The sequence below is a fragment of the Rhodococcus sp. IEGM 1406 genome, assembly GCF_030056745.1.
In the GTDB taxonomy this organism is placed as follows: domain Bacteria; phylum Actinomycetota; class Actinomycetes; order Mycobacteriales; family Mycobacteriaceae; genus Rhodococcus_F; species Rhodococcus_F erythropolis.
In genome coordinates this window covers 622,437-644,414 of record NZ_JASHKO010000005.1, presented here as the reverse complement: position 1 = coordinate 644,414, position 21,978 = coordinate 622,437, and the positions used below count along the sequence as shown (strand labels likewise).

Here is a 21,978-nt window from a genome sequence, read left to right as displayed (position 1 = left end):
ATACTTCGTGCCGTCATTCATGTCGTTTCACCTCTGTGCTTACCGTGGAAACCGGCTTGTGGCCAAGCAGTCCGACGTGCGCCTCGTCGCGCATCCTCTCGACCATGTGGGGGTAGTGCAGTTCGAATGCCGGCCGCTCACTGCGGATTCGGGGGAGTTCGGTGAAGTTGTGTCGTGGTGGAGGGCAGGACGTCGCCCATTCGAGTGAGTTTCCGAATCCCCAGGGATCGTCGACCGTCACGATCCGTCCGTACCGATAGCTCTTGAAAACGTTCCAGATGAACGGAATCGTCGAGGCTCCGAGCACAAACGCGCCGACGGTCGAGATCGTGTTGAGAAGAGTGAAATTGTCCGACGGCAGGTAATCCGCGTACCGCCGAGGCATACCCTGAGCGCCGAGCCAATGCTGGACGAGAAATGTCGCGTGAAAGCCGATCAGAGTCAACCAGAAATGGATCTTGGCGAGCTTCTCGTCCAACATCCGGCCGGTCATTTTCGGGAACCAGAAATAAGTTCCGGCGTATGTCGCGAACGCGATTGTTCCGAAGAGGACGTAGTGGAAATGCGCGACAACAAAGTACGAGTCGGTGACATGAAAGTCCAGGGGCGGGCTTGCGAGAATTACGCCGGAGAGTCCGCCGAACAGGAATGTGACCAGGAAGCCGACGGAGAACAGCATCGGCGACTCGAAAGTCAACTGCCCCTTCCACATCGTGCCGATCCAGTTGAAGAACTTGACTCCGGTGGGAACTGCGATCAAGAAGGTCATGAACGAGAAGTAGGGGAGGAGAACGGCGCCGGTTGCGTACATGTGGTGCGCCCACACAGCGATCGACAGAGCTGCAATTCCCAGTGTTGCGTAGACCAATCCGGTGTATCCGAAGATCGGCTTGCGGCTGAAGACAGGGAAGATCTCGGAGACTATGCCAAAGAACGGAAGCGCCAGAATGTAGACCTCGGGATGGCCGAAGAACCAGAACAGGTGCTGCCACAACATGACTCCACCTGTCGCGGGGTCGAACAAATGCGCTCCCAGGTGCCGGTCCACCCACAGCCCGATCAAGGCAGCAGCGAGCAGCGGAAAAACGAGGAGGATCAGCATGCTGGCGACCAGCGCATTCCACGTGAAGATCGGCATGCGGAACATCGTCATCCCGGGGGCCCGTAGGCAGACGATCGTCGAAACGATGTTGACTGCGCCGAGGATGGTGCCGACGCCGCCGAGAGTAAGCCCGATGATCCACAGGTCGGCACCCATACCGGGGGAGTGGAGTTCGCTGGTGAGTGGCACGTAAGCGGTCCAGCCGAAATCTGCTGCACCACCGGGTGTTACGAACCCGGCGGAGGCGATCAGGCCGCCGAAGAGATACAACCAGTAGCTGAACGCATTGAGCCGCGGGAAACACACGTCCGGCGAGCCGATCTGCAGCGGCATGAGGTAGTTGGCGAATCCGAAGAAGACCGGGGTCGCGTACAGCAAGAGCATGATCGTGCCGTGCATGGTGAACAGCTGGTTGTACTGCTCGTTTGACAGGAATTGCATTCCCGGGACAGTCAATTCCATGCGCATGAGCAGCGCCATCAGTCCGCCGATCAGGAAGAAGGCAAACGATGTCACGATGTACATCAGCCCGATCATCTTGTGATCGGTGGTCCTCAGGATCTCGACCAGTTTCGAACCCTTCGGAGCGGTCCGGGGAATTGCGCCGAGGTGGATATCGACCTCGTCGACCGGCCGGGGCGCGAGATCAACCACGACGGCCGCCTGTGTGCATCGACGTGACGAAATACCGAGAATTATTGGGACTGTGGAACATAAACGCAATGATCGCGGCGGCCACGACCTCGGACGAGGGGAAAAGGTCCCGAGGATCGGACAGGGCGGCATGGCGTAGATCACGTGGTCCGGTACGGTCGAAAGACAGTTGTCCTTGCGGATGGAAGCGAGTTGTCATGGCATGTCGTATCAGTGAATTGGTGCTCGGTTGCCGGGATCCTGAGGTTCTGGGGCGGTTCTGGTGCGAGGTCCTGGACTTCGTCGTGCTCGATCGAATGCACGACGGTTCTCTGGAGATCGGCCCGCGCGAAGGGTTCGGCGGTCCGCAGCCGACGATCATCCTCAGTCGCAGAGACGAACCGGAGAAGGGTAAGCCCCGCCTGCATATCGACGTCAACGCCACCGACCGCGATCAGGAAGCCGAACTGGAACGCCTATTGGGTCTTGGTGCGCGGCCGGCCGACATCGGCCAGACGGGGCAGGAACAATGGCATGTCCTGGCCGATCCAGAAGGTAACGAGTTCTGCCTGCTCAAGGCCCAACTGGATCCGCTCTGACGCTCAACGGTGCTGGATTGACAACGGACTTCGCCTGGGGCTCAGCGGAACTCGCCACACCAATTCGGTGACGCCGTTCTCGCTGGTGATGTTGCTCGAGCCGCCGCACTGACGAGCGCGGGTCGCCAGGTTGTCGAGACCGTGGATTCTGGTTGCCTGGTCGATTCCCACACCGTCGTCGACGATGCTGATGACAAGATCTTCCGTTGCCCGGATGGTGACGTCGATGGCGTTGGCATGGGCGTGCCGCAGAGCATTGCTCAACCCTTCGCGCACAACGGCTTCGGCGTGCGGGGCGAGTCGAGCCGGGACGGAACTGTCGATGGTCCCCTCGAAAGTGACGCTGGGAGTGATCGACGAGTGACCGGACAGACCGTTGACGGCGTCGAGTAATCGGCGTCGCAGGCTTGTGGGAGTCGACATCTCGCTCGTGTGGAGGTCGAAGACTGCGGTGCGGATTTCGCGGACCGTTCGATCGAGTTGATCAACGGAGTTGTCCAACACCGTGCGAATGGTTTCCTCGTCGCCGGGACGTTGCAATGCCCCCTGCAAACTCAATCCGGTGGCGAACAACTGCTGAATGACGTGGTCGTGAAGATCACGCGCGATTCGGTCTCGATCTTCGAGGACGTCGACCAGTCGCTCTTTTCGTTGCTGTTCGGCGAATTCGACAGTGACAGCGGCGATGTCGGCCATTGCCGTCAGCTGCTCGATCTCATCGACGCCCCACGGACGATCGCTGCGGCGTGATGCGAAGAGGACGCCGCCGCCGAACGAGGTTCCCGACAATGGGAGTGCGACGACGGATTCCTCGCTGGAAACATGCAGTGCCGGAACAGCACTGGCGCTGGGGGCGGAAATCGTTCGCCGGCTGCGGGCAGCTTCGTCGATCACGGTTCCGGAAAGATCGAGAACTGTGCCGTCCGAGACGGTCGTCCCGCGAGTCCGGGATTCTGCGACGTGAACACCCGGCCCTTCGCCGAGGTCGTAGCGAACTATGCACACCAGATTGCCGTCGGTGAGACGGCGCGTCGTGCGAACCAGTTCGGCCAGTGTCTCGTCGCGAGATCCTCCACTGAGCAGGCGTGCGTTTACGGCGGCGACGGCCTTGAGCCACGCTTCCCGCGTTTGGGATTCCTCGAACAGACGCGCATTGTCGATGGCGATGCTCGCAGCGTTTGCCAGAATCTGGAGTACGGCCTCGTCACGGTCGTCGAATGCAGTCCGTTCCGAGCTGTCCGCGAGGTAGATGCTGCCGAACACCTCGCCCCTGACGAAGATCGGAACACCGAGAAACGTGTCCATCGGTGGGTGATTGGTTGGAAACCCCGCCGAGGACGGGTGTGAGGCGATTCGGTCGGTTCGAACCGGACAAGGTTCTTGAACGACCAGGCCCAGCAGTCCGTGACCTTCGGGAAGATGCCCGATCTTGGCAACCTGCCCCTGATTCAAACCGGAATGGATGAAGCGCGACAAGCGGCCGTCGGGAGACTTCACGCCGAGCGCACCGTAGTCCGCTTCGAGCACATGTCTTGCGACATCGACTATCTGTTGCAGCGTTTCGTCGAGTTGGAGGGTGGACCCGACGGTCAGTACGGCACTGAGCAGTTTGGGAATTGCAGTCGGGTTGAGGGCAGTCAGCTCTGCGCTTCCGGCGATGTCGCCGAAAAGGCTGAGCATGAGCGCGTCGCGGCTACCTGGCATGGTGTGTGCCTGTAGTGGCGGAGAATGGTGAACCGGACGGCGTCAGTAGGTGTGTGGTCGCCTGTCCCGATGGATCCGGGTGAGCAGTGCCCGCACGAAGCTTTGTCGCCAGAACTGCAGCCTGAGTTCGACGTTCGAGACCCAGTTTTTCGAGGATGCGTGAGACGTAGTTCTTGACTGTTTTCTCCGAGAGTTCCGCGTGCGTGCTGATCTCTCGATTGCTCAGCCCCTTGCCGATCAACTCGAAGATCAACAGTTCCTGATCGGTCAACAGTGCTGCCGCAGTACCCGACTCCTGCTCGGATCGGATGCGCCGGACCAAACCGACCACCGCCTGAGTGTTCAACAGCGATTTGCCGGTGGCGACCGTACGGATCGCGGATACCAGGTCGTGGCCGCGGATGTTCTTGAGGACGAATCCGCGTGCGCCGGCGATCAGGGCGTCGAGTAGGGCGTCGTCGTCGGAGTACGACGTGAGCATCAACGTGGCCGCTTCCGGACAGGTCGACGCCAGTTCCCGGCACAGTTCCACACCGTTGCCGTCGGGAAGTCTGACGTCCATGACGACCACGTCGGGTCGGCATTCGGGTATTCCATCCGAAGCTTCGCGAACACACGACGCCTCGCCCACAACGTTGAATCCCGATACCTGATTCAACAGGTCTGCCAATCCACGACGGACGATCTCGTGGTCGTCGACCAGATAGATGCCGATCGTCACGGTGGTCACCTCTTCCAGCTCGCGCCTGCCATCGATGTTACCGGACGGTAATGTACTGGCAAGGACGGGTTGTTCGTCAAACGGTCGACAAAAAACCCGCGTCGAACGGTGCGAGACCGAGTGTCGATTGCACAGAGTCAAAGGTCCCGATCGCGACGAGATATGGATCACCGAGGTACGGCTAGGCGATCAGTGTGAAGTGAATGTGATTGCGCCGGTGCCGTTTCGATCGTTTCAGTCCGTAGGCGCGAGTTCGACCGAAACGTAAACTCCCTTGCCTTTTCGATGTGCGAGGGCTTCGCCAGGACGATCGATACCGTCCAGTTGGAGAACGATGGGGCCTTGTTCCGGATAGAAATTGCGCCACCAGCTTTTCTTGTCCGGCATGGCAACTCCGATCGTCACATGGTCGCCTTTTCTTTTGTAGGACACGGGCGCGCTGAAGGTACGTCCCGATTTGCGGCCGACGTAGGTGATGACGGTCATTGAACGGCCGAGTAATTTGCCCACGATCGGAGCGCCGATCAGTGGTTGGACCACTACGTTGACGGCGGCGGATACACGTTGGAAAGTGTTCACAAGAAGCCCTTTCGCTTCGGATGCTGCACGGATTCGAACGCTGCACGGAAATGGTGCGTGCTGTAGTTCTATCCTGCTCGACGGTGATTGTCGCGTGGCAGAAATTGGTACAAACCGGTGCGCCGAAGCGAGTAGCGTGGGGGTACGTCGAGGGTCATTCGTATATGCGCGGTCAAGCCATGTCGTCCTCGACGCCAACCCGGTCTGTGGTCGAACGGCCGAGAACTGGAGCGCCTGTATGGCGTCGAACCCGTCCGATGTGTCGAATGCACCAGGGCAAGCCGAGTCGACAGACGCGGATCAGAACACGCCGTCCATCTGCCCTGCGTGTCAGCACAGTATGGAATCCCACGATCCGCTCGGCGTTCGGTTCTGCGCAGTGACAGCCGACCGCGGTCTCGATCGAAAGTGCATCTGCGCTGCCGATCGTGAGGAGATGCAGCACTATTCGCGATACTGATCCGCCTGGGCATCACGTCAATTCCTCCGTCAAGATTCGACTGCCACCTCGACGACACTGCCCGCGCCACTGAAACGCGCCGCGGGTGAACCGCACTGAGCAATAGATTCATCCTCGTCGCGACCACTTGCCGCGCAGAAGCATCAGTGCGGTAAGGGTGAGGCCCCATCCGATCGTGGACCGTGCGACGCCCACGCCTGCCTGTCCGGTGACATCAGTACTGGCGTCGATACTGAATGCTGTGGTGAATCCCGCAGCCGTGCCGGCAGCTGCAGTCAGGCCGCCTGCCTTCATCCATCGCGACCGATGCGCGGAAACGAAACACGCGAGGATCACCGTTAATCCGCAGGCAAACACCTGCCAGGGAGGAAACTGCGTCGGGGCAGGCAGGCCGGGGCCGCGGAATCCGCCTTTGTAGTCGGCTGACCAGCTGAGCCAGCCCACACAAGACAGAAAGCCCAGCGCAAAGGCCAACAGACCGGTGCGCCACAGTCCGAGTGGGCCCGATCCCGTGCGCCCGGCGTCGAGGGCGGTCGTGGAGTGCTCCACGCCAGTTCGTTCCGAACGCCAGATTGTCCAGATGATGCTTGCGCCGATAGTTGTGGGTACGCCGACGAAGATGAATGCAATCCAGAGAAACTGCGGCCAGGAAAACTCGAGATCGACAGTCATGATCGGAGTATGCGCGAACTTCGAATCCTGTGCGCCCATCTACCGATCTGGCGAGTTGCGGGTCAACCTTCCTCGACCTTCTCCACATGTGTACTTGCCGGGTCCAGGTCGATATTCCGTGCGTTGATCAGTCGAAGCCTGGGCACCGGATCGCCCGTGGTGTCGTCGATCAAGATCGAGTGTGGCTCACCGTCATCGAAGGCGTGGCGCTCTCCCCATTGCCGCAGGCTCGTGATCACGATGAACAGATCCATACCGCGTCCGGTCAAGACGTACTCGTTGCGGGTCCCTTGTTCGTTCGGTCGGACTTCGAAAATTCCTTGCTCGACAAGGGTTTTCAGCCTGTCCGTCAAGATATTCTTTGCGATGCCCAGGTTTCGCTGAAACTGACTGAACCTCGACGACCCGTCGAAGGCGTCTCGCACGATCAACAGCGACCATCTGTCGCCGATGATGTCGGCCGCTCGGGCCGTCGGGCAGTGTGGGTCCGTCCATTGCGTGCGATCAGGCATCGGGTTCCTCATTGGTTGCGTTTTGAAACTGTATTGACATAGTCTTCAAATGGTATCAAAACGCAACCAAATTGAGGTGGAAGTGACTGCACGTCAATCTGTCGAGAACGCACGGGACAAGTTCAAAATGCCGCGTGGACTTCGCCTGTTGCTCGCGGTGCTCTGCGGTGTCTCGGTAGCCAATATCTACTACGCACAGCCGCTCCTCGGGCAAATCGGTTCAGATCTTTCCATCCCTCCGGCCGGCCTCGGCTTCGTAGTCGCGCTCGCCCAAATGGGTTACGTGGTGGGGTTGATCGTGTTGGTGCCACTGAGCGATCTCGTGAATCGCAAAAAATTGATCGCAATCCAGATCGTCTCTGCTGCAACAGGAACGATGCTTGTTGCTGTGGCCGCCACGAATCTGCAACTGCTGATCGGGATGGCCGTCGCAGGCACCTTCTCGGTCGTCGTTCAAGTCGTAGTCGCCTACGCTGCGGCAATCAGCGACCCAGATGAGCGCGGCGCAAACATCGGTGTGATCACCAGCGGCGTTGTCGTCGGCATCATCCTCGCTCGAACTGTCGCCGGCGCAGTTGCGGATCTGGCAGGCTGGCGGGCTGTCTACGCGGGATCCACCTTGATTTCGGTCCTGATCGCGGCGCTCGCGTTGACGATGCTGCCGAAAGACCCTCGTTCGCACTCGGATCGGGGTTCGTACGTGGGTGCAATGGGATCGGTCGTGACATTGACTCTTACGAACCGACTATTTCGCACGAGGGCTCTGATCACCCTGTTCCTGTTCGCGTCCTTCGGTGCGCTCTGGAGCGGTATGGCATTACCACTGAGCGAGGAGCCATGGCGATTGTCGACCACACAGATCGGGTTCTTCGGAATCGCCGGATTGGTCGGAGCATTGGGCGCGATCGGTGCCGGACGTTGGGCCGATCAAGGCAAAGCCCAACGCGTCACCGGGGCGTCGTTGGTCGTTCTCTTGCTGTCGTGGGTTTTCAACGCGCAGGCGACGCACTCGCTGGTGTTACTCGTAGTCGGTGTTGTTGCGTTGGACTTCGCCGTGCAGGCTGTTCATGTCTCGAGCCAGAACCTGATCGTCGCGGATGAACCGGAATCGGCCGGGCGGACCATCGGTAGTTACATGGTGTTCTATTCGTTGGGCAGCGCGGCTGGGGCGGTTTCCACCACTATGGTTTTCGACGCGGCAGGGTGGGGCGCTGCAAGTATTCTCGGCGGCGCCTACGCGTTTGCAGCCTTGATCGTGTGGACGGTCGATCGATTGCGGACCCGCAACACACTAGGGAGTTGGGAGCCACGTCCTGGCCGCGACGATCAAGGCGTTCACACCGATGGTCAGGGTCGGCTCGATCACGGGAGCGTAGTGCGGGGAGTGGTTCGACGGCACGGTTCGCAAAGCCGGATCGGTCATGTCACCTGTCGTGAACAGTGAAGGGTCGGTACCGCCCAACAACCAGTACGACAGTGGCGCACCGGCACTGGTCGCGAGAATGCCGACGTCTTCACTACCTGCTCCCGCACCGGGATCGAGAATCTTGTTCGTCCCCAACCATTCGGCGAAGGCATCGAGTGTCTTGTCCAGCGCCGCCGGGTCATTGACGACGATCGGAAAGTGCTCCGTCTCGGTGATGGTCGGTGGGGTGGGAGCGCCGGCGGTGGCCGCTTCGCCCTGGACGATGCGGTCGACGCTATCCAGGATGCGCTGACGCACAACTGCGTCGTAGCTGCGGATGTTGAGTTGCAGTTCTGCTTCGCCGGGAATGACGTTGGCGGCATCTCCAGCATGGATGGAGCCGACGGTGAGGACAGCTGTTGCAGTACTCGGGACCTCGCGTGAGATGACAGTTTGCAAACGCAACACGGTTTCGGCCGCCATGACCACGGGATCGACCGAGTTCTCCGGCATAGATCCGTGGGCGCCCTTTCCGACCAGTCTCACACGAAGTGAGTCCGATCCCGCATACGAGGGGCCGGCGTGCCCGGCGATCGTGCCTGCCGGTAGCGGCGATACGTGTTGGCCGAGAACGATGTCGGGCTTCGGGAATCGCTCGAACAGTCCGTCGTCGACCATGGCTTGCGCACCCGCGCCAAGTTCCTCCGCCGGTTGGAAGACGAGGACAAGAGTGCCGGACCAGGTCGTCGTGTCCTGCGAGAGGATCCGGGCTGCACCGAGTAAGCAGGTCGTATGCAGGTCATGGCCGCACGCGTGGCTGGCCGAGACGGTCTTCCCCTGGTCGTCGGTCGTTGTCACGGTGCTGGCGTAGTCCAATCCGGTTTCTTCCCGAACCGGGAGGGCGTCCATGTCCGCACGCAGCAGCGCTGTGGGGCCCGCTCCGTTCTTCAGGACTCCGACGACTCCGGTTGTCCCGACGCCGGTAGTCGTGTCGAATCCCAGTGCTGTCAAATGTCCTTCCACCAGACTGGATGTTCGATGCTCGTGAAATCCAAGTTCCGGGTTGCCGTGGAGGTCTTTGTACAGGTCGATCAAATCCAGATCCACTGCGATCGTTTCGTGCACTGACGAGGTCATGAGAGTCCTCTCGGTAGCGTCTTTTCAGGCTAACCGGGATGACGGGTCGGTAAACAGGACCTTAGGCCCCACCGCGTCCGCGATGCGGAGTTCTGGTGCTACGGCACGTAGAACGATGCGACACCTGGGGTGATGATGGATCCGGCCACAGACGTCACGGCGACAGCGACTTGACCGGTCCCGGTCTGCACGATCGCCCCTGCCGGGACTCCGTTCAGACCGTCCGAGAGACGAGCGGAGCCGGAGACCCCGGTCGAAAGGTTCAGCCAGCGCACTTCGGACGAGAGCAGGCATCCCCAGCGGTCTTCCTTGCCCCCGGTGATCGTCACTGTGCCGGGTAGTTCGCCGACTACAGCTACGCAGCGGACCGCCGGCGCATCGAAGCTGCCGTTCGGGTTGCCGTACGGCGCAGGGTTGATCTGGAATGGAATGGTCACCGCAGCGGATGCGAGCGCTACCGACGTCAGAGCCGACGTGATCACGACGGATGTGCAGACGCTCAGTCGGCGAACGAGATTCATCACGGAGGCCTCCAGCCATATCCAGGCGATTTGCTTATTCCCCGACATAACGTCTTGGTCGTAACTTCCCTTCTTGCACCGCCGCATTGAAGACGACAGCCTCACCATATCCGGTTGCACAGGAGAATTCAGGTACTCGTCGCTATTCGATACCTGTAGCGGCGTCAGATGCCGTCCGTCGAACCGCTCGAGGGGATCAGAACGCGCGGATTCAAGATGTTGTTGGGGTCGACAGCGTTCTTGATGGTCCTGTTCAGTTTGCTGACGACGGGATCGAGCGAGTTCGACAAGCGATCTCGTTTGTCTTGTCCTACACCATATTCTGTTGCTGCGAATCCGCCCAGAGTGCTCACGAGTTGATAGATTTCTTGTCGTGCCGCGGAGGCGGATTCAGCGGCGGCCACGTCTCCGACGGGGTAGTTGAGGACTGGGTGCGTGAGCTCGTCGGCGGCGTGGGTGTAGCTGACGATGGTGGTGCTGTAGCGCTTCGCGATGTCGGCTATACCGTCGGTTAGCTCGGGGAGTCTGTCGATGGGTACCGCGACGTCGTCGCCGATGACCACCCCTTTCTGCTCGAAGGCTTCGTAAACGGCATAGCGGGGGCGGATGAACAGTTCGCCTTCGTGAGGGTCGTCGGTAGCGTATGTAGCTGTGGCTCGATGCTTTTCGCAGAGAGTGCTCATCAATTTCATCTCTGTCTCTGCGCCGTTACCGGCGTCGGATCGCCCGATCAGGAGTGCTCCGGCATCGGTGTCCAGTTCCATGTTGAGGAATTCTTCCGCCACTTTGATGGCTGCGTTGTCGAGGATTTCGAGTTCTGAAGGGCGTATTGAACCTGTGATATCTCGGGCAGCGGCAACTGCGTCGGCCATGAGTGGAAAGAAGGCCACCAATGTGTGGGGAGTCGGAGGCTGAGGGATGAGTCGCAGCGTCAGCTCGGTTATCACACCGAGCGTTCCTTCACTGCCGACGAATAGCTTGGTCAATGCAAGCCCTGGGGTGTCTTTGATCCGTTTTCCGCCCAGTTCGGCGACGGATCCATCAGGCAGCACAACCGTCATACCCAGGATGTAATCACTGGTGACGCCGTATTTTATGCAGCACGGTCCGCCTGCGTTGGTGGCGGCATTACCGCCGATGGAACAGATTTCATAAGACGACGGGTCTGGTGGATAGTACAAACCTTCGCGTGCGGCAACAGCCTTGACGTCATTGGTGATTGCCCCTGGTTCGACGATCGCGGTTCGTGACGAGACGTCCACTCGAATAGATTTCATTCGCTCGAGGCTGAGGGTGATAGCGCCGTCGACGGCGGTGGATCCGCCGACGACGCTCGTGCCGGCGCCCCGTGGAATGACCGGGACATTGTTACTGTTGGCGAAGCGCAAGGTCTCCTGGACATCTGCCGTCGTCGAAGCACGTACGACGGCGATCGGAGTGCCGGCTGCGGGATCGAAACTCCAGTCCTGCCGATAGGACTGGAGTAGATCTGGATCTGTGATCATCGCACCCGGCGACAATCGTCGGGCGAGCGTGTTCAAAGCGTCGACATTGACCATGATCTGGCTTCAGCCTTCCGATCCGAGATGTGAAACTCATTGCGTCCAAGGCATGTCCGTGGACCTAAGAGTTGAAAGTTAGTATCTCGAGTGCGGTTGAGATCCACCGAATGTGTCGCACGTCATATGTTGCTGAGGTCGGTCAGAACCTGATCGAAGGCACCGGTACGTCCAGGTGTCACTACCTTCTGAAACAGAGTCAGGACACATTCGTCAAGGGTGTCCGTTGCCGTGAGGGTTCTTCTGGTGACGATACTTCTACCGGACCATCGCCCACGTTCCATGTGAGCCAATGCGATTCCGTCACGTCGGGCTGTTGCCTTTCGGCCCGATGAATGAACGAAGAGGTATCTTCTGCCCGCGATATCGACTTCGCACAGCTTGTTCTTGCGGCGCATGGCCTTGGGTCTCTGGTCGATCAGAGTCCCGATCGTTCCGTCGGACAATCGAAGTGATGCAGGTCGGCCTTTGCGGAATGCGAGCCTTGGTCGATCCTGCTCGGCTGTTGACGATTTCCTCTTCCGCCCGCCGGAAACGCTCTCCAATTCGTCGTCGGGTGCGGGAATCAGTTCGCCTTGGACGCTCCCCGACGGATCGAATATCGATACGGCCGAACCACCTTCGGCAAGGTTCACGAACCAGCCGGTCTCTGTAGGGGTGTTCCATTTCATGCAGATGATTATTCTTCATCGGTGCCGAGGAACGTCAGCAGATAGTCCGAGACGAGGATCGCAGTTGTCGGGAAAGATCTCGACGGACTCGAGGACCTAATCGCGCAGTGCATCGATCACTTCGCCTCGTGACGGAGCTTCTTCGCTGAATTCGTTGACAATCGCTTCGACGGCCAGACGATGAAGAGCCTGGTGCTGGTCGACGACGTGGCGTAGGCGGGGAAGCATGCCGCGTACGGTGTCAGGCTCGAGTGAGTGGGCGATAAATCCGACGGCTCGCCCGTCGAGGTTGCAGGTCAGGCTGTAGTAGTCGTCGTCCAATCGCTCACCGTCGGACAAGATGTAGTGCCCGCGGACAAGGGTGCCGAGCGCTTCGTCAGTGATGCCGAAGCCGGAGTCTGTCGTCACGAGAGCAGCCTAAAGGTTGACGAGGGCAAGGCGTAGTTCTGCTGAGACGGCCACAACGTCCGAACCGTGGCAGGAGCTGTTTTTCGCCAATCCACTCGCAATGTCCCGCTGACTGGGCATCCGGAACCTTCTGCGCCGCGACTGCCTTAGCGTTCTACGTCGATAACCACGTGAAGGGATTTGTTCAATGGCTAAGAATCAGGCACCCCCCGCGACACAAGCCAAGGACATCGTTGTCGATCTACTGGTGATCGGGTCCGGTACCGGCATGGCTGCCGCCCTCACCGCGAACGAACTCGGCTTGTCCACGCTGATCGTGGAGAAGACGCAGTACGTCGGCGGTTCGACGGCGCGGTCCGGTGGTGCGTTCTGGATGCCTGCCAACCCGATCTTGGCGAAAGCCGGTGCGGGCGACACCGTTGAGCGAGCGAAGACATACGTGCGTTCGGTGGTCGGTGATACTGCCCCTGCCCAACGAGGAGAAGCATTCGTCGACAACGGTGCGGCCACTGTCGACATGCTCTACCGCACGACGCCCATGAAGTTCTTCTGGGCCAAGGAATACTCCGATTACCACCCCGAACTGCCGGGCGGTAGCGCCGCCGGACGTACCTGCGAGTGCCTGCCGTTCGACGCGTCGGTACTGGGAGCGGAACGCGGTCGCCTGCGCCCCGGTTTGATGGAAGCCGGACTGCCGATGCCGGTGACGGGTGCGGATTACAAGTGGATGAACCTGATGGTGAAGAAGCCGAGCAAGGCTTTTCCCCGCATCATCCGCCGCCTGGCGCAAGGCGTTTACGGCAAGTACGTCCTCAAGCGTGAATACATCGCGGGCGGTCAGGCGCTCGCCGCCGGACTGTTCGCCGGTGTGGTCCAGGCCGGTATCCCGGTGTGGACGGAAACGTCGTTGGTTCGGCTCATCACCGAAGACGGCCGCGTAACGGGTGCAGTTGTGGTGCAAGACGGACGTGAAGTGACGGTGACCGCTCGGCGCGGTGTCGTCCTGGCAGCCGGCGGGTTCGACCACAACATGGAGTGGCGCCACAAGTACCAGTCGGAGAGCCTCGGTGAGCATGAGAGCCTGGGCGCAGAGGGCAACACCGGCGAAGCGATCGAGGCAGCACAAGAGCTCGGTGCAGGTATCGGATCGATGGATCAGTCCTGGTGGTTCCCCGCGGTGGCAAGCATCAAGGGCCGCCCGCCGATGGTGATGCTCGCAGAGCGTGCGCTGCCCGGCTCTTTCATCGTCGACCAGACCGGTCGTCGATTCGTGAACGAGGCGACGGACTACATGTCGTTCGGCCAGCGCGTGCTCGAACGGGAAAAGGCTGGCGATCCGGCCGAGTCGATGTGGTTTGTTTTCGACCAGGAGTACCGCAACAGCTACGTGTTCGCAGGCGGTATCTTCCCCCGTCAGCCCCTTCCGCAGGCGTTCTTCGAGTCGGGCATCGCGCACCAGGCGAGCAGTCCGGCCGAACTCGCCCGCAAGGTCGGTCTCCCCGAGGATGCGTTTGCCGAGTCCTTCCAGAAGTTCAACGAGGCCGCTGCTGCAGGTAGCGATGCGGAGTTCGGTCGCGGCGGCAGCGCATACGATCGGTACTACGGCGACCCGACAGTGTCTCCGAACCCGAATCTGCGCCAGCTCGACAAGAGCGCCCTCTACGCGGTGAAGATGACGCTCAGCGACCTGGGCACCTGCGGCGGTGTGCAGGCGGACGAGCATGCACGCGTGCTTCGTGAGGACGGCAGCGTCATCGACGGCCTGTACGCGATCGGCAATACCGCGGCCAACGCATTCGGTCACACCTACCCAGGCGCCGGCGCGACGATCGGCCAGGGGCTGGTTTACGGATACATCGCGGCCCATCACGCAGCAGAGAAGTAGCTCAAACCGTAGATGCACTAGCTAGTAGATCGACCTGACGGGAGATCAGCGCGCGTTTCCGATGCCGGAACGTGCACTGGTCTCCCGTTCGGCGTGTAGCAGCAATGCCAGCTGTATGTCCCATCTCGGTAACGCTGACGTGCCGGGTGACCGAGGCGCGGTATCGTCTCCAGAAGTGATGTGAGGCACTGATTTTTTCACCAGATGCCGTGGAATGAAGTGGCGCCTGATATCGACCGGTCGGGTCGAAAGCGCAAAAACAGGTACGTACCCAGGTAATTCAACCGTGGCGTGGAGCGTCGTGAAGCGACAGCGTATGAGGTGATTCCTCATCCGCAACGCAAGGATCTTCATGTTCCACCCCATTTCCGACCAACCGGGTAGACACCCACCCTGTCGATCTTCGAACAAAATGCCCTCAGTTCGGTCCGGCATTCGTAGTCCTCGATCAACGATCGATTCAGGCACTGCCTCGAAGTGGAACCCGTATCTCCTGTGCTGTCACCAGGAGATACAGACCTGCGGGTCTATGCGCGCGATCGCGTTCGAGAGTGGTCACCGTACTTCTCTCCATGGCGCAATCCGAAAATTTCACTCCAACGGAGTCTCGGTGCGATGCACCGCGTAGCTCAGCACGTACTGAGTGCTGTCTGGCGGTAGAGCCTGCGCCGGCTCCGAGCACATCAGTCAAGGAAAATATGAGTAAGCACAGAAAACACAAGCCTTCCAGCACAAAACGATTCATCGCCGTAACTGCAGGACTGGGCGCCCTTGTGGGGGCCGGAGCAGTTGTCAATGCAGGTACCGCCGGTGCGCAGGGCTGGTCGGCGAGTTGCAGTTGGGAGTGGCCGGTAAGCGGATCACTTTCGCAGGGGTACCACGCGGGACATGACGGAGTCGACTTCGCTGTCAACGTCGGCACCGCGCTTCACGCGCCGACATCGGGCACGATTTCTGTTGCCGGACCCAATGATCCGGGTGGATACGGAACGTACATCCAGTTGGAAGCGGACAGTGGCGAGCAGATTCAGATGGGCCACCTCTCCGAAACCTGGGTCGGTGTGGGGCAGCACGTCGAGGTAGGCGACCAGATCGGGGCAACGGGTAACACCGGTAGCTCCACCGGTCCACATCTGCACCTCCGCATTCACACTGGTGGCGCCGTCGATCCCATGTCCTTCCTGAGTTCGATCGGGGCGTGCGATACCGGGTCGAGTATCGTGCCCGCACCCGCACCCGTGCCGGCACCGGAAGTAGCACCCGAATCCGCACCGGAATCGGCGCCAGTTCCCGTCGTCTACTCTGAGGCAGCCGAATCTGCACCGGTAGAGAGCATTCCGGAGTCGAAGGCTCCAGCGTCTGGCGAAGAGGTAGTCGTTGCGGCCGGTGATACATTGTTCGGCCTCGCTGCAGAACGAGGTCTCACCTGGCAGCAGCTGTGGGACATCAATCCACAGATCGCCGATCCCGACCAGATCTTTGTGGGCGACGTAGTCAATCTGTGAGAGTGGATAATTCGATACTGATCCTGGGGTGAGTCAAAGATTCGTATACGACCGGTTCCAGTACCCGAGTTAACTCCGAGTTCCAGTTGGTGCGTGTGAGCGCTGCAGCCGGGCCGTGTATTTCACGGTCCGGCTGTTTGTGCGCTCCGAGAAGTGATTCCTACCGAAGTGCTGATGCGTGGCGGTTCGCTTCTTGGGCAGCCACGGCCAATCGCGGGGGATCTTGCCGATACTATTGAGCCCGTGAACCGGTCCGCGATCACCTCCCTACGTCGACGTTGGTCAGATGAGGGCGTCGACAATTTACGGGCGCAGCTGCTCGATCAGTCGCGGATCGTCAAGCCGCCCCACACTCTCGTCTCCCCATGGGCGGAGACCGATGACGGGCTGATCGACGTGCGTGGCCTGACAGCGGGTAGCGGTGGATTGGACATCCGGTATCTCACGTTGGAACGGATTGATCTGAGTTTCGCTCGGGGTGCGATCTCCGTCTTCGAATCCGAATTATTCGACTGTCGTTTCGATTTCGTGGCACTGACCGGACAGACCCGTTTCAATCGCCGATTCGAACGGTGCAGTTTCCGGGGTGCCACGCTCTCGCGTCTGGCGCTCGGACCGAGGGTCGTCGATTGCGATTTCACTGGAGCCAAAGCACGCGGGCTCCGCTCCGTGCCCAATACTGTGTTCGAACGATGTGCATTCGACGACACAGACCTGCCTGGTGCGCAGTTCGCCGATACCTCTTTCGTGGAGTGCACTTTCGGCGGCGCACGATTCTCGGCGGCCACGAGTTTTGTGCGGTGTTCCTTCACCCGGACCGCTGTCGAGTTCTCCGAGGCGCGAGTGTCGCGAACAGCATGTGACGGCACCGTGATTCCGGATCAATGGGCAGGTGAGGCTGATTCAGCAGTCGCACTGGAGCGGTATGCCGGTCGATATGCCCGAGCACTCGGCGTGGGGGACACAGAGGGTATGGCCCTCGATCCTGAAATGGATGATTCGTAAAGGGGGCAGATCGATGACTCGCGGGGTCACGTTCAGAACAGTATTCGGTGGACCGTCGGTGCCGCTCGACTTCATTGAGGAGTTGAGTCGGCTCAGACACCGGCTGAGGGGCATCGCGATGCAGTACGACTTCGATCTGTTTGTTGTCGTTGGTGGCGACATCACCGTGGTGACCGATCCGACCGGGATCCGGCTTCCGCGTGTGTTTCTGGGCAGGCGTACCGCTACGGCGCAGGTTCAGATGAACACTGACGACGTGATGGGGGTGTCCGACCCGCGTGCATTTCTGTACACGACGATCCATGCGGCACTGACGGAACTGATCGCGCGTGTCTCAGACCGCGACAACGTCTTCGATGCGGACGGGGAGCGGGCGAAGATCGAGTTCTTGATCCTCGATGACAGTGGCGAGCGCGAATCAAAGCTGTGATGGCAATGACAAATGCTGCGCTCCCAAATTCGTCAGGCTGTTGTCACTTTCTGGCATCAAACACTGCGGTGGGCCCAATGAATCCGGACATTCCGGCTATACGATGTGTGTATGCGTTGTAACCGTACGTGTCACGGGTGGCCGGTGTCGGCGCGCTTCGTCCTTGTTGTGTGAGTGTTTCGTCCCGCTCCGCCCATTTCGGGCGATTCTTCATCTAGCTGAGGTTGGTGAATCTTCGGCTTGCGTCGTGGAACGATCCTCAGGCTTCGCCCGGGCTTGACGACTGAATACGGCCTTCCGTCCGCCCGAATAGGCGGACGGAAGACCTCAATTCAGTTGCGGGTGAACGCACTCGGCGATCGCGGTCGGGTCTTGTCAGGGTTGAAATTCGTCGTTGGATGAATTCTCCGGCGAGCCGGCCGCGAGTATGCGCGTCCACCACCTTTGTCGCTGCGGATCTTCGTTCCAGACGACCGGTTCAGCCAGAGCTGCGGCGGGGGCCATGATTGGCGCGGGCATAGTGGACCTCCTGGATGAAAGGTTCTTGTACAGTCGATTTCGTGCCAAGCCGTTCAGGTCAGGCTTCGATCTGTCCCTGAGTTTCTGCCTCGGAGTTGGCAGTGCTGGACGGCGGCCCCGACGCGATTTCGATCCGCCGCGGTTTCGCCTTCTCTGCGATCGGCAAGCTCACGGTCAACACGCCGTTGTCGTACGAGGCGACGATCCGCTCGGAGTCGATGTCCTCACTGATGGACAGCTGCCTTCTATACGTTCCCGTGAAACGCTCACTGGCCAGCCACGTCACTCCATCTTCGGAGAGAGCACTGCGGTGCGCGGTCAAGGTCAAGGTCGAGCCATCTACCTGTACGTCCACCGATCCCGGGTCGACGCCGGGAAGATCGGCGTGAAGGACGTAGTGATCATCGATCTTGTAGAGGTCCATCGGCATGAAACGTGGACTTCGGTTGCTGCCGGTTCCGGTAGCAAGCAAGGACTTGGTGATCGCGTCAATGTCGGTGAAGGGATCGAAACGAAGCACAGCAACACACCTCCCGTATCGTCTAAGAAAGGCCACCGTCACCTCGACGGCGACCGAACTCACTGTGCGAGAACATGATAACCAACCGATCTGGCACTCTGCAACCTTGAGTGCCAGATTCTTCGACTGAACTTCGGCTAGATTTTCGGGAGCATCTGGGGGCGTGACTGTTCGGTGATCACGCGATCACTCGAGTCCTGCTGGATCAGGACACCCGGGTTGAGAAATCCGCAGATGCCTCGGTTCGATCCGACTCGAACGAGTGTGATGAAGTACCAGTCAGCTTGTGGTGCTGGCTATTTCGTTGAGAGCTCGTTCTACGGCTTGCGCGATCTTGCTTGCCGGAGGGAGATGCTCGGCATCGGTCTGGATTCCGATCCAGAATTTGTCGTTGTAGGACGCTGCTGTGAAGCCGATTCGAACATTGCCCGCCAACGGGCCGAGCGGCCAGAGTTGGACGAGCGCTGCCCCGTCGAGCGTGAGCGGACCGCGTGGTCCGTGAACATTGGACACCACTGCACCGATCATGTGCTGTCGCTTCGCGAATTTGTCGAAGATGCCGGCTACACGCGGCGACCGAAATGTTGTTCCTGCCGCACGTGCGGACGGTTTTGCGGCCGCAGTTTGCTTCGCGACGATTGCGACGGCACGTTCCAGGTCTGTTTCTTGAAGTGGGAGGTCGATGATCATGAATCCGACGGCGTTGCGTGCGTCTCCGATCGCTGTGACTGCGACGGGGACCGATACGGCGATCGTTTTCGGAATGGACTCGCCACGATCTTCGAGGATGAATCGCAGTCCGGTGCCCGCTGCAACGAGGTAGGCATCGTTCAATGTGCCTCCCACACTTTGCGCACCGCGCACGACCGGAGCGGTCCGGGTGCTGACGGAAGCGATGGATCTAGTGGTGCCGATTGTGCCGAGGAGTACCCGTGATCGGATCGGCCGATGTAGGAACGTCCCGATTCGAAATCGGAGGAGGTCCAGGGAACTGGCCTTCTGGGGGATGTGTGGCTCGGGGGAGTGGCCGGTTTTCGCCGTTGGTGGCGCCCCTGGGTCGGGTTTTTTCGAATCAGGCGAGGCGAACAAGCGCTCGAAAAGGTCGCTGGCACCGGCGCCGTCGAGAACCGCATGATGCACTCGAATGACGATGCCGCACTGACCAGTTCGAGCTACAGGAATCAATGCGATGTGCCACAACGGTCGGGTGGTGTCAAGGGGTTGCATCACAAGTCGACCACAAACCGCTTCGAAGTCGGGTTCGGTGGGACCGCGTTCCTCCAGTGAGACATGGAGGTCGACCTCTATGTTGCTTTCCGTCCACCACCATGACCCATGCCGCACAATCGGTCGTTGCCGCAACAACGGTTCCTGCGCGATCTGCGCGGCGAGTGTTCGGTGAAGATGCGCTAGATCCGGTCGACCGTCGCTGTCGACAAAGCCGCCCGGAGAGAGCAGACCGGCAATAGTGACCAGGTACGGCTGGACATCCACACCGAGCTGGAAGCTCGCAGCGTCGACGGGTGATATCGGCACGTCGGGTGTGGTGTCGACCATCTGCTGAGCCTAATCGAGGCGACACGGTGGACGGCGCTGGTTTCGGCTAGCGGATCACCAAGTCGTGGTCGGTGGCGCTGAGCGTGATCGCGGCAATGGGGTTTCCGCGCATCCAGTCCTGCACGAACGCGTTCAGAGCGGGGTTCGATGCCCGATCCGCGTACGCGTCCGACGGGATCTCGATTGCCCCGACGAGGTGGCGCGGATCGGCATCGAGGCCGGATGCGCGGGGAGTCATCCGTAGTCCGTCGGCGGTGTGCAGGACGACCGGAAGAACCGTGCCATCCGGTGCAGTCACGGTCGCGGTCCGGGTGGTGGCGACCGGGTCGAAATGGTCCACGTCCAGTCGGTATCCGGACGGTTGTGCGTACTGGCCGATCGCGTCCAGCATGCGCGGATCCACCACAGAGTACGGAAACCCGATGTCGATCAGAGTCTGACCGTCGATGGCGCCGTCGCGGGCGGGCAAGGTCGTGGACAAGTGCCAGGGGGCAGCGGGGGACAGGGTATCCGTCGACCGGTCTGTCGGCGCGTTTTCGATCAGTGTGCCGAGGAGGGACGCGCCAGTCGGCGTGAACTCCCAAGCATCCCCGACGAGATCCTTGTGCCAGAAACCGGATTCGGCGCCGCGGCGGCCCTCGACACGCAACTCCCGCCGGTTCGGGCCGGGGCCGAGTGAGTGCACACTGATCGCGGATGTGACTTCACCGGGAATCTTGGGCTGGTGCACCCAGTCCGGTGCCGGAAGTTGGATCGCGGCGGTGCTGCGGTCCAGCGTTTCGGCCACGAGGTTGGGTGCCGACGGCTTGTCCGACTGATCTTCCCAGCTGTAGCGGAAGAAGATCGAGTCCGATCCCGAAGAATCGAAATCAAATGTGCGGGTGTACATGTCGCCGTGCTTGTTCATCACGAAAGTGGTTGATCCGGCCGCCGACAGCGAGTCCGCCTGGAATCGCCCGCCGAGCGGGCCGCCGATCTCGTAGCTGTCGTCGTTGGGCAGCCACGGGTCTGCGTAGGTTATTCGGCTGCCGTCCGCGGTCAGCGTGGGGATCATCGTCATCTTGGCGAGTCCGACGAAGTGAATCCGTCCCGCGATGTCGATGAAAGTTTGATTGTCCCAGGGCGACGAGACGCTCAGCGCCCACCCGTTCGGCCGGTCTCCCGGAAGTTGTCGGCCTGGACCACTCCAGAGGGGCGCGCCCCACGCGGAAGTCCAGTTCCACACGAGCGGGTCCTGGGAGGCGTTGTCCATCGTGTAAATCCAGCCGTTGTCGTCGACTGCGACGAGTTCGTCGTCGTCCAGTGATATCCCGACCAGTCGTCCACGTAGGCATTCGGGCATCGGCACGAAACGCCATGGCTCGGTCGTTGGTTCGCCGGGTGCCCGCGGACGAGCGAGTAAGTCGTGGTCGACCAGTGCAAAGTCCCAGAATCGATTGAATTGGGTTGTTGGCGTGCGAATCTCAATGGAAGAGGGGGTGGCCGTGCCGTTGAACAACGGAAGGTTTTCCAACCCGACTCGTCCGCCTCCCGAGGGTGCGCCGGGTGGCAGTTGGGCGGTTCCGAATGGTACGCAACTGGCCGGCCCGGTTTCGGTGGGCGTGGCTGCGGAGAGGGGAGTGGACCACAGCAGGCCGGCGGCGAAGAGGATGCCGACGGTCGACAGTCGCGATCGGTACGGGTGCGAAACTCCACTCGCGGTCTCGTTCACCGTCCGATTGTCGCATGATCGGCACGTTGAATCTGCGGATTGTGAGGTTTGTCCATCTGTGTCGGTTGCGGCGAGAGTGCCGATCGCGGCGTTGGTTGTTGTGGGTGGAACGAGAGTGCTTGTACTGCAAAGGTATTCGCCGTGTAGCTGAGTTTGCCATGAC

At 60.3% G+C, this 21,978-nt stretch carries 21 protein-coding genes and 1 pseudogene; 7 read left to right on the top strand and 15 right to left on the bottom strand.

The genetic code is table 11. The annotated features are described in order from the left end of the window. Positions 1-13: 13 nt before the first annotated feature. On the bottom strand, positions 14-1,756 hold the full coding sequence (gene ctaD, locus QM596_RS25090; RefSeq protein WP_283310193.1) for an aa3-type cytochrome oxidase subunit I: 1,743 nt from the start codon (positions 1,754-1,756) through the stop codon (positions 14-16). Between the two features lie 197 nt (positions 1,757-1,953). Between ctaD and QM596_RS25085 the strand changes: the two genes are divergently transcribed. Beyond that, positions 1,954-2,334, top strand: a complete 381-nt coding sequence (locus QM596_RS25085) for a VOC family protein (protein WP_020906510.1) — start codon at positions 1,954-1,956, stop codon at positions 2,332-2,334. Positions 2,335-2,337: 3 nt separating this feature from the next. Here the strand turns inward: QM596_RS25085 and QM596_RS25080 are convergent, their stop codons facing one another. The 3 genes from QM596_RS25080 to QM596_RS25070 all read right to left on the bottom strand — a co-directional run bounded on the left by QM596_RS25080 (position 2,338) and on the right by QM596_RS25070 (position 5,338). Continuing rightward, positions 2,338-4,038, bottom strand: coding sequence for a sensor histidine kinase (locus QM596_RS25080; protein WP_020906511.1), 1,701 nt, complete (start codon positions 4,036-4,038; stop codon positions 2,338-2,340). After that, on the bottom strand, positions 4,028-4,759 hold the full coding sequence (locus QM596_RS25075; protein ID WP_037120143.1) for a response regulator transcription factor: 732 nt from the start codon (positions 4,757-4,759) through the stop codon (positions 4,028-4,030). The genes QM596_RS25080 and QM596_RS25075 overlap by 11 nt, the downstream gene beginning before the upstream one ends. A gap of 234 nt (positions 4,760-4,993) precedes the next feature. Next, complete coding sequence (locus tag QM596_RS25070) at positions 4,994-5,338, bottom strand: PNPOx family protein (RefSeq protein ID WP_019747516.1); 345 nt, start codon at positions 5,336-5,338, stop codon at positions 4,994-4,996. Here QM596_RS25070 and QM596_RS29735 point away from each other — a divergent pair. Then, the gene (locus QM596_RS29735; RefSeq protein ID WP_310503999.1) at positions 5,235-5,798 is read left to right on the top strand and encodes an RGCVC family protein; all 564 of its coding nucleotides are present in this window, start codon (positions 5,235-5,237) and stop codon (positions 5,796-5,798) included. The genes QM596_RS25070 and QM596_RS29735 overlap by 104 nt on opposite strands. A gap of 108 nt (positions 5,799-5,906) precedes the next feature. On the opposite strand, the gene QM596_RS25060 is transcribed toward QM596_RS29735, so the two are convergent. Together QM596_RS25060 and QM596_RS25055 are read right to left on the bottom strand one after the other, a co-directional pair. Further along, complete coding sequence (locus tag QM596_RS25060) at positions 5,907-6,509, bottom strand: hypothetical protein (protein WP_349307328.1); 603 nt, start codon at positions 6,507-6,509, stop codon at positions 5,907-5,909. Between the two features lie 23 nt (positions 6,510-6,532). Next, positions 6,533-6,982: a winged helix-turn-helix transcriptional regulator gene (locus QM596_RS25055; RefSeq protein WP_020968694.1), complete on the bottom strand. Its 450-nt coding sequence runs from the start codon at positions 6,980-6,982 to the stop codon at positions 6,533-6,535. 49 nt (positions 6,983-7,031) lie between these two features. Here QM596_RS25055 and QM596_RS25050 point away from each other — a divergent pair. Further along, positions 7,032-8,264: pseudogene (locus tag QM596_RS25050) on the top strand (MFS transporter); the annotation flags it as partial. Positions 8,265-8,273: 9 nt separating this feature from the next. On the opposite strand, the gene QM596_RS25045 reads toward QM596_RS25050, so the two are convergent. The 5 genes from QM596_RS25045 to QM596_RS25025 form a co-directional block, all read right to left on the bottom strand. Beyond that, positions 8,274-9,524 (bottom strand): amidohydrolase, encoded by a 1,251-nt coding sequence (locus QM596_RS25045; RefSeq protein ID WP_283310191.1) that lies wholly within the window; start codon positions 9,522-9,524, stop codon positions 8,274-8,276. Between the two features lie 98 nt (positions 9,525-9,622). Continuing rightward, positions 9,623-10,045 (bottom strand): hypothetical protein, encoded by a 423-nt coding sequence (locus QM596_RS25040; RefSeq protein ID WP_029537826.1) that lies wholly within the window; start codon positions 10,043-10,045, stop codon positions 9,623-9,625. A gap of 164 nt (positions 10,046-10,209) precedes the next feature. Further along, entirely contained in the window at positions 10,210-11,604 is a 1,395-nt protein-coding gene (locus tag QM596_RS25035) for an FAD-binding oxidoreductase (RefSeq protein WP_283310190.1), read from the bottom strand. Positions 11,605-11,726: 122 nt separating this feature from the next. Then, positions 11,727-12,275, bottom strand: a complete 549-nt coding sequence (locus QM596_RS25030) for a hypothetical protein (protein ID WP_019747508.1) — start codon at positions 12,273-12,275, stop codon at positions 11,727-11,729. Between the two features lie 96 nt (positions 12,276-12,371). After that, entirely contained in the window at positions 12,372-12,683 is a 312-nt protein-coding gene (locus tag QM596_RS25025; RefSeq protein ID WP_283310189.1) for a hypothetical protein, read from the bottom strand. A gap of 187 nt (positions 12,684-12,870) precedes the next feature. Here QM596_RS25025 and QM596_RS25020 point away from each other — a divergent pair, with 187 nt between their 5' ends. The 4 genes from QM596_RS25020 (at position 12,871) to QM596_RS25005 (ending at position 17,508) form a co-directional block, all read left to right on the top strand. Next, positions 12,871-14,568 (top strand): 3-ketosteroid-delta-1-dehydrogenase, encoded by a 1,698-nt coding sequence (locus QM596_RS25020; protein ID WP_020906521.1) that lies wholly within the window; start codon positions 12,871-12,873, stop codon positions 14,566-14,568. A 698-nt stretch (positions 14,569-15,266) separates the two neighbouring features. Further along, on the top strand, positions 15,267-16,073 hold the full coding sequence (locus QM596_RS25015) for a peptidoglycan DD-metalloendopeptidase family protein (RefSeq protein WP_020968700.1): 807 nt from the start codon (positions 15,267-15,269) through the stop codon (positions 16,071-16,073). 243 nt (positions 16,074-16,316) lie between these two features. Further along, positions 16,317-17,078, top strand: coding sequence for a pentapeptide repeat-containing protein (locus QM596_RS25010; protein WP_283310188.1), 762 nt, complete (start codon positions 16,317-16,319; stop codon positions 17,076-17,078). 13 nt (positions 17,079-17,091) lie between these two features. After that, positions 17,092-17,508 (top strand): hypothetical protein, encoded by a 417-nt coding sequence (locus tag QM596_RS25005; RefSeq protein ID WP_092764900.1) that lies wholly within the window; start codon positions 17,092-17,094, stop codon positions 17,506-17,508. A gap of 375 nt (positions 17,509-17,883) precedes the next feature. Here QM596_RS25005 and QM596_RS25000 read toward each other — a convergent pair whose 3' ends face one another. The 4 genes from QM596_RS25000 to QM596_RS24985 form a co-directional block, all read right to left on the bottom strand. Continuing rightward, positions 17,884-18,027: a hypothetical protein gene (locus QM596_RS25000; protein WP_019747498.1), complete on the bottom strand. Its 144-nt coding sequence runs from the start codon at positions 18,025-18,027 to the stop codon at positions 17,884-17,886. Positions 18,028-18,085: 58 nt separating this feature from the next. Further along, on the bottom strand, positions 18,086-18,547 hold the full coding sequence (locus tag QM596_RS24995) for an Hsp20/alpha crystallin family protein (RefSeq protein ID WP_029537818.1): 462 nt from the start codon (positions 18,545-18,547) through the stop codon (positions 18,086-18,088). Between the two features lie 279 nt (positions 18,548-18,826). Then, positions 18,827-20,104 carry a wax ester/triacylglycerol synthase domain-containing protein gene (locus QM596_RS24990; RefSeq protein WP_019747496.1) on the bottom strand — a complete coding sequence of 426 codons (1,278 nt, stop codon included), beginning with the start codon at positions 20,102-20,104 and terminating at the stop codon, positions 18,827-18,829. A 46-nt stretch (positions 20,105-20,150) separates the two neighbouring features. Continuing rightward, positions 20,151-21,815: a hypothetical protein gene (locus QM596_RS24985; RefSeq protein WP_283310187.1), complete on the bottom strand. Its 1,665-nt coding sequence runs from the start codon at positions 21,813-21,815 to the stop codon at positions 20,151-20,153. Positions 21,816-21,978 lie beyond the last annotated feature (163 nt).

What these genes read in the sequence shown, in the direction of transcription:
- QM596_RS25085 (WP_020906510.1), top strand. Translation starts at nt 1,954, where the DNA reads ATGGCATGTCGTATCAGTGAATTGGTGCTCGGTTGCCGGGATCCTGAG.
- QM596_RS25080 (WP_020906511.1), bottom strand. Translation starts at nt 4,038, where the DNA reads ATGCCAGGTAGCCGCGACGCGCTCATGCTCAGCCTTTTCGGCGACATC.
- QM596_RS29735 (WP_310503999.1), top strand. Translation starts at nt 5,235, where the DNA reads ATGACGGTCATTGAACGGCCGAGTAATTTGCCCACGATCGGAGCGCCG.
- QM596_RS25060 (WP_349307328.1), bottom strand. Translation starts at nt 6,509, where the DNA reads ATGGGCGCACAGGATTCGAAGTTCGCGCATACTCCGATCATGACTGTC.
- QM596_RS25055 (WP_020968694.1), bottom strand. Translation starts at nt 6,982, where the DNA reads ATGCCTGATCGCACGCAATGGACGGACCCACACTGCCCGACGGCCCGA.
- QM596_RS25045 (WP_283310191.1), bottom strand. Translation starts at nt 9,524, where the DNA reads ATGACCTCGTCAGTGCACGAAACGATCGCAGTGGATCTGGATTTGATC.
- QM596_RS25040 (WP_029537826.1), bottom strand. Translation starts at nt 10,045, where the DNA reads ATGAATCTCGTTCGCCGACTGAGCGTCTGCACATCCGTCGTGATCACG.
- QM596_RS25035 (WP_283310190.1), bottom strand. Translation starts at nt 11,604, where the DNA reads ATGGTCAATGTCGACGCTTTGAACACGCTCGCCCGACGATTGTCGCCG.
- QM596_RS25030 (WP_019747508.1), bottom strand. Translation starts at nt 12,275, where the DNA reads ATGAAATGGAACACCCCTACAGAGACCGGCTGGTTCGTGAACCTTGCC.
- QM596_RS25020 (WP_020906521.1), top strand. Translation starts at nt 12,871, where the DNA reads ATGGCTAAGAATCAGGCACCCCCCGCGACACAAGCCAAGGACATCGTT.
- QM596_RS25015 (WP_020968700.1), top strand. Translation starts at nt 15,267, where the DNA reads ATGAGTAAGCACAGAAAACACAAGCCTTCCAGCACAAAACGATTCATC.
- QM596_RS25005 (WP_092764900.1), top strand. Translation starts at nt 17,092, where the DNA reads ATGACTCGCGGGGTCACGTTCAGAACAGTATTCGGTGGACCGTCGGTG.
- QM596_RS25000 (WP_019747498.1), bottom strand. Translation starts at nt 18,027, where the DNA reads ATGCCCGCGCCAATCATGGCCCCCGCCGCAGCTCTGGCTGAACCGGTC.
- QM596_RS24990 (WP_019747496.1), bottom strand. Translation starts at nt 20,104, where the DNA reads ATGGTCGACACCACACCCGACGTGCCGATATCACCCGTCGACGCTGCG.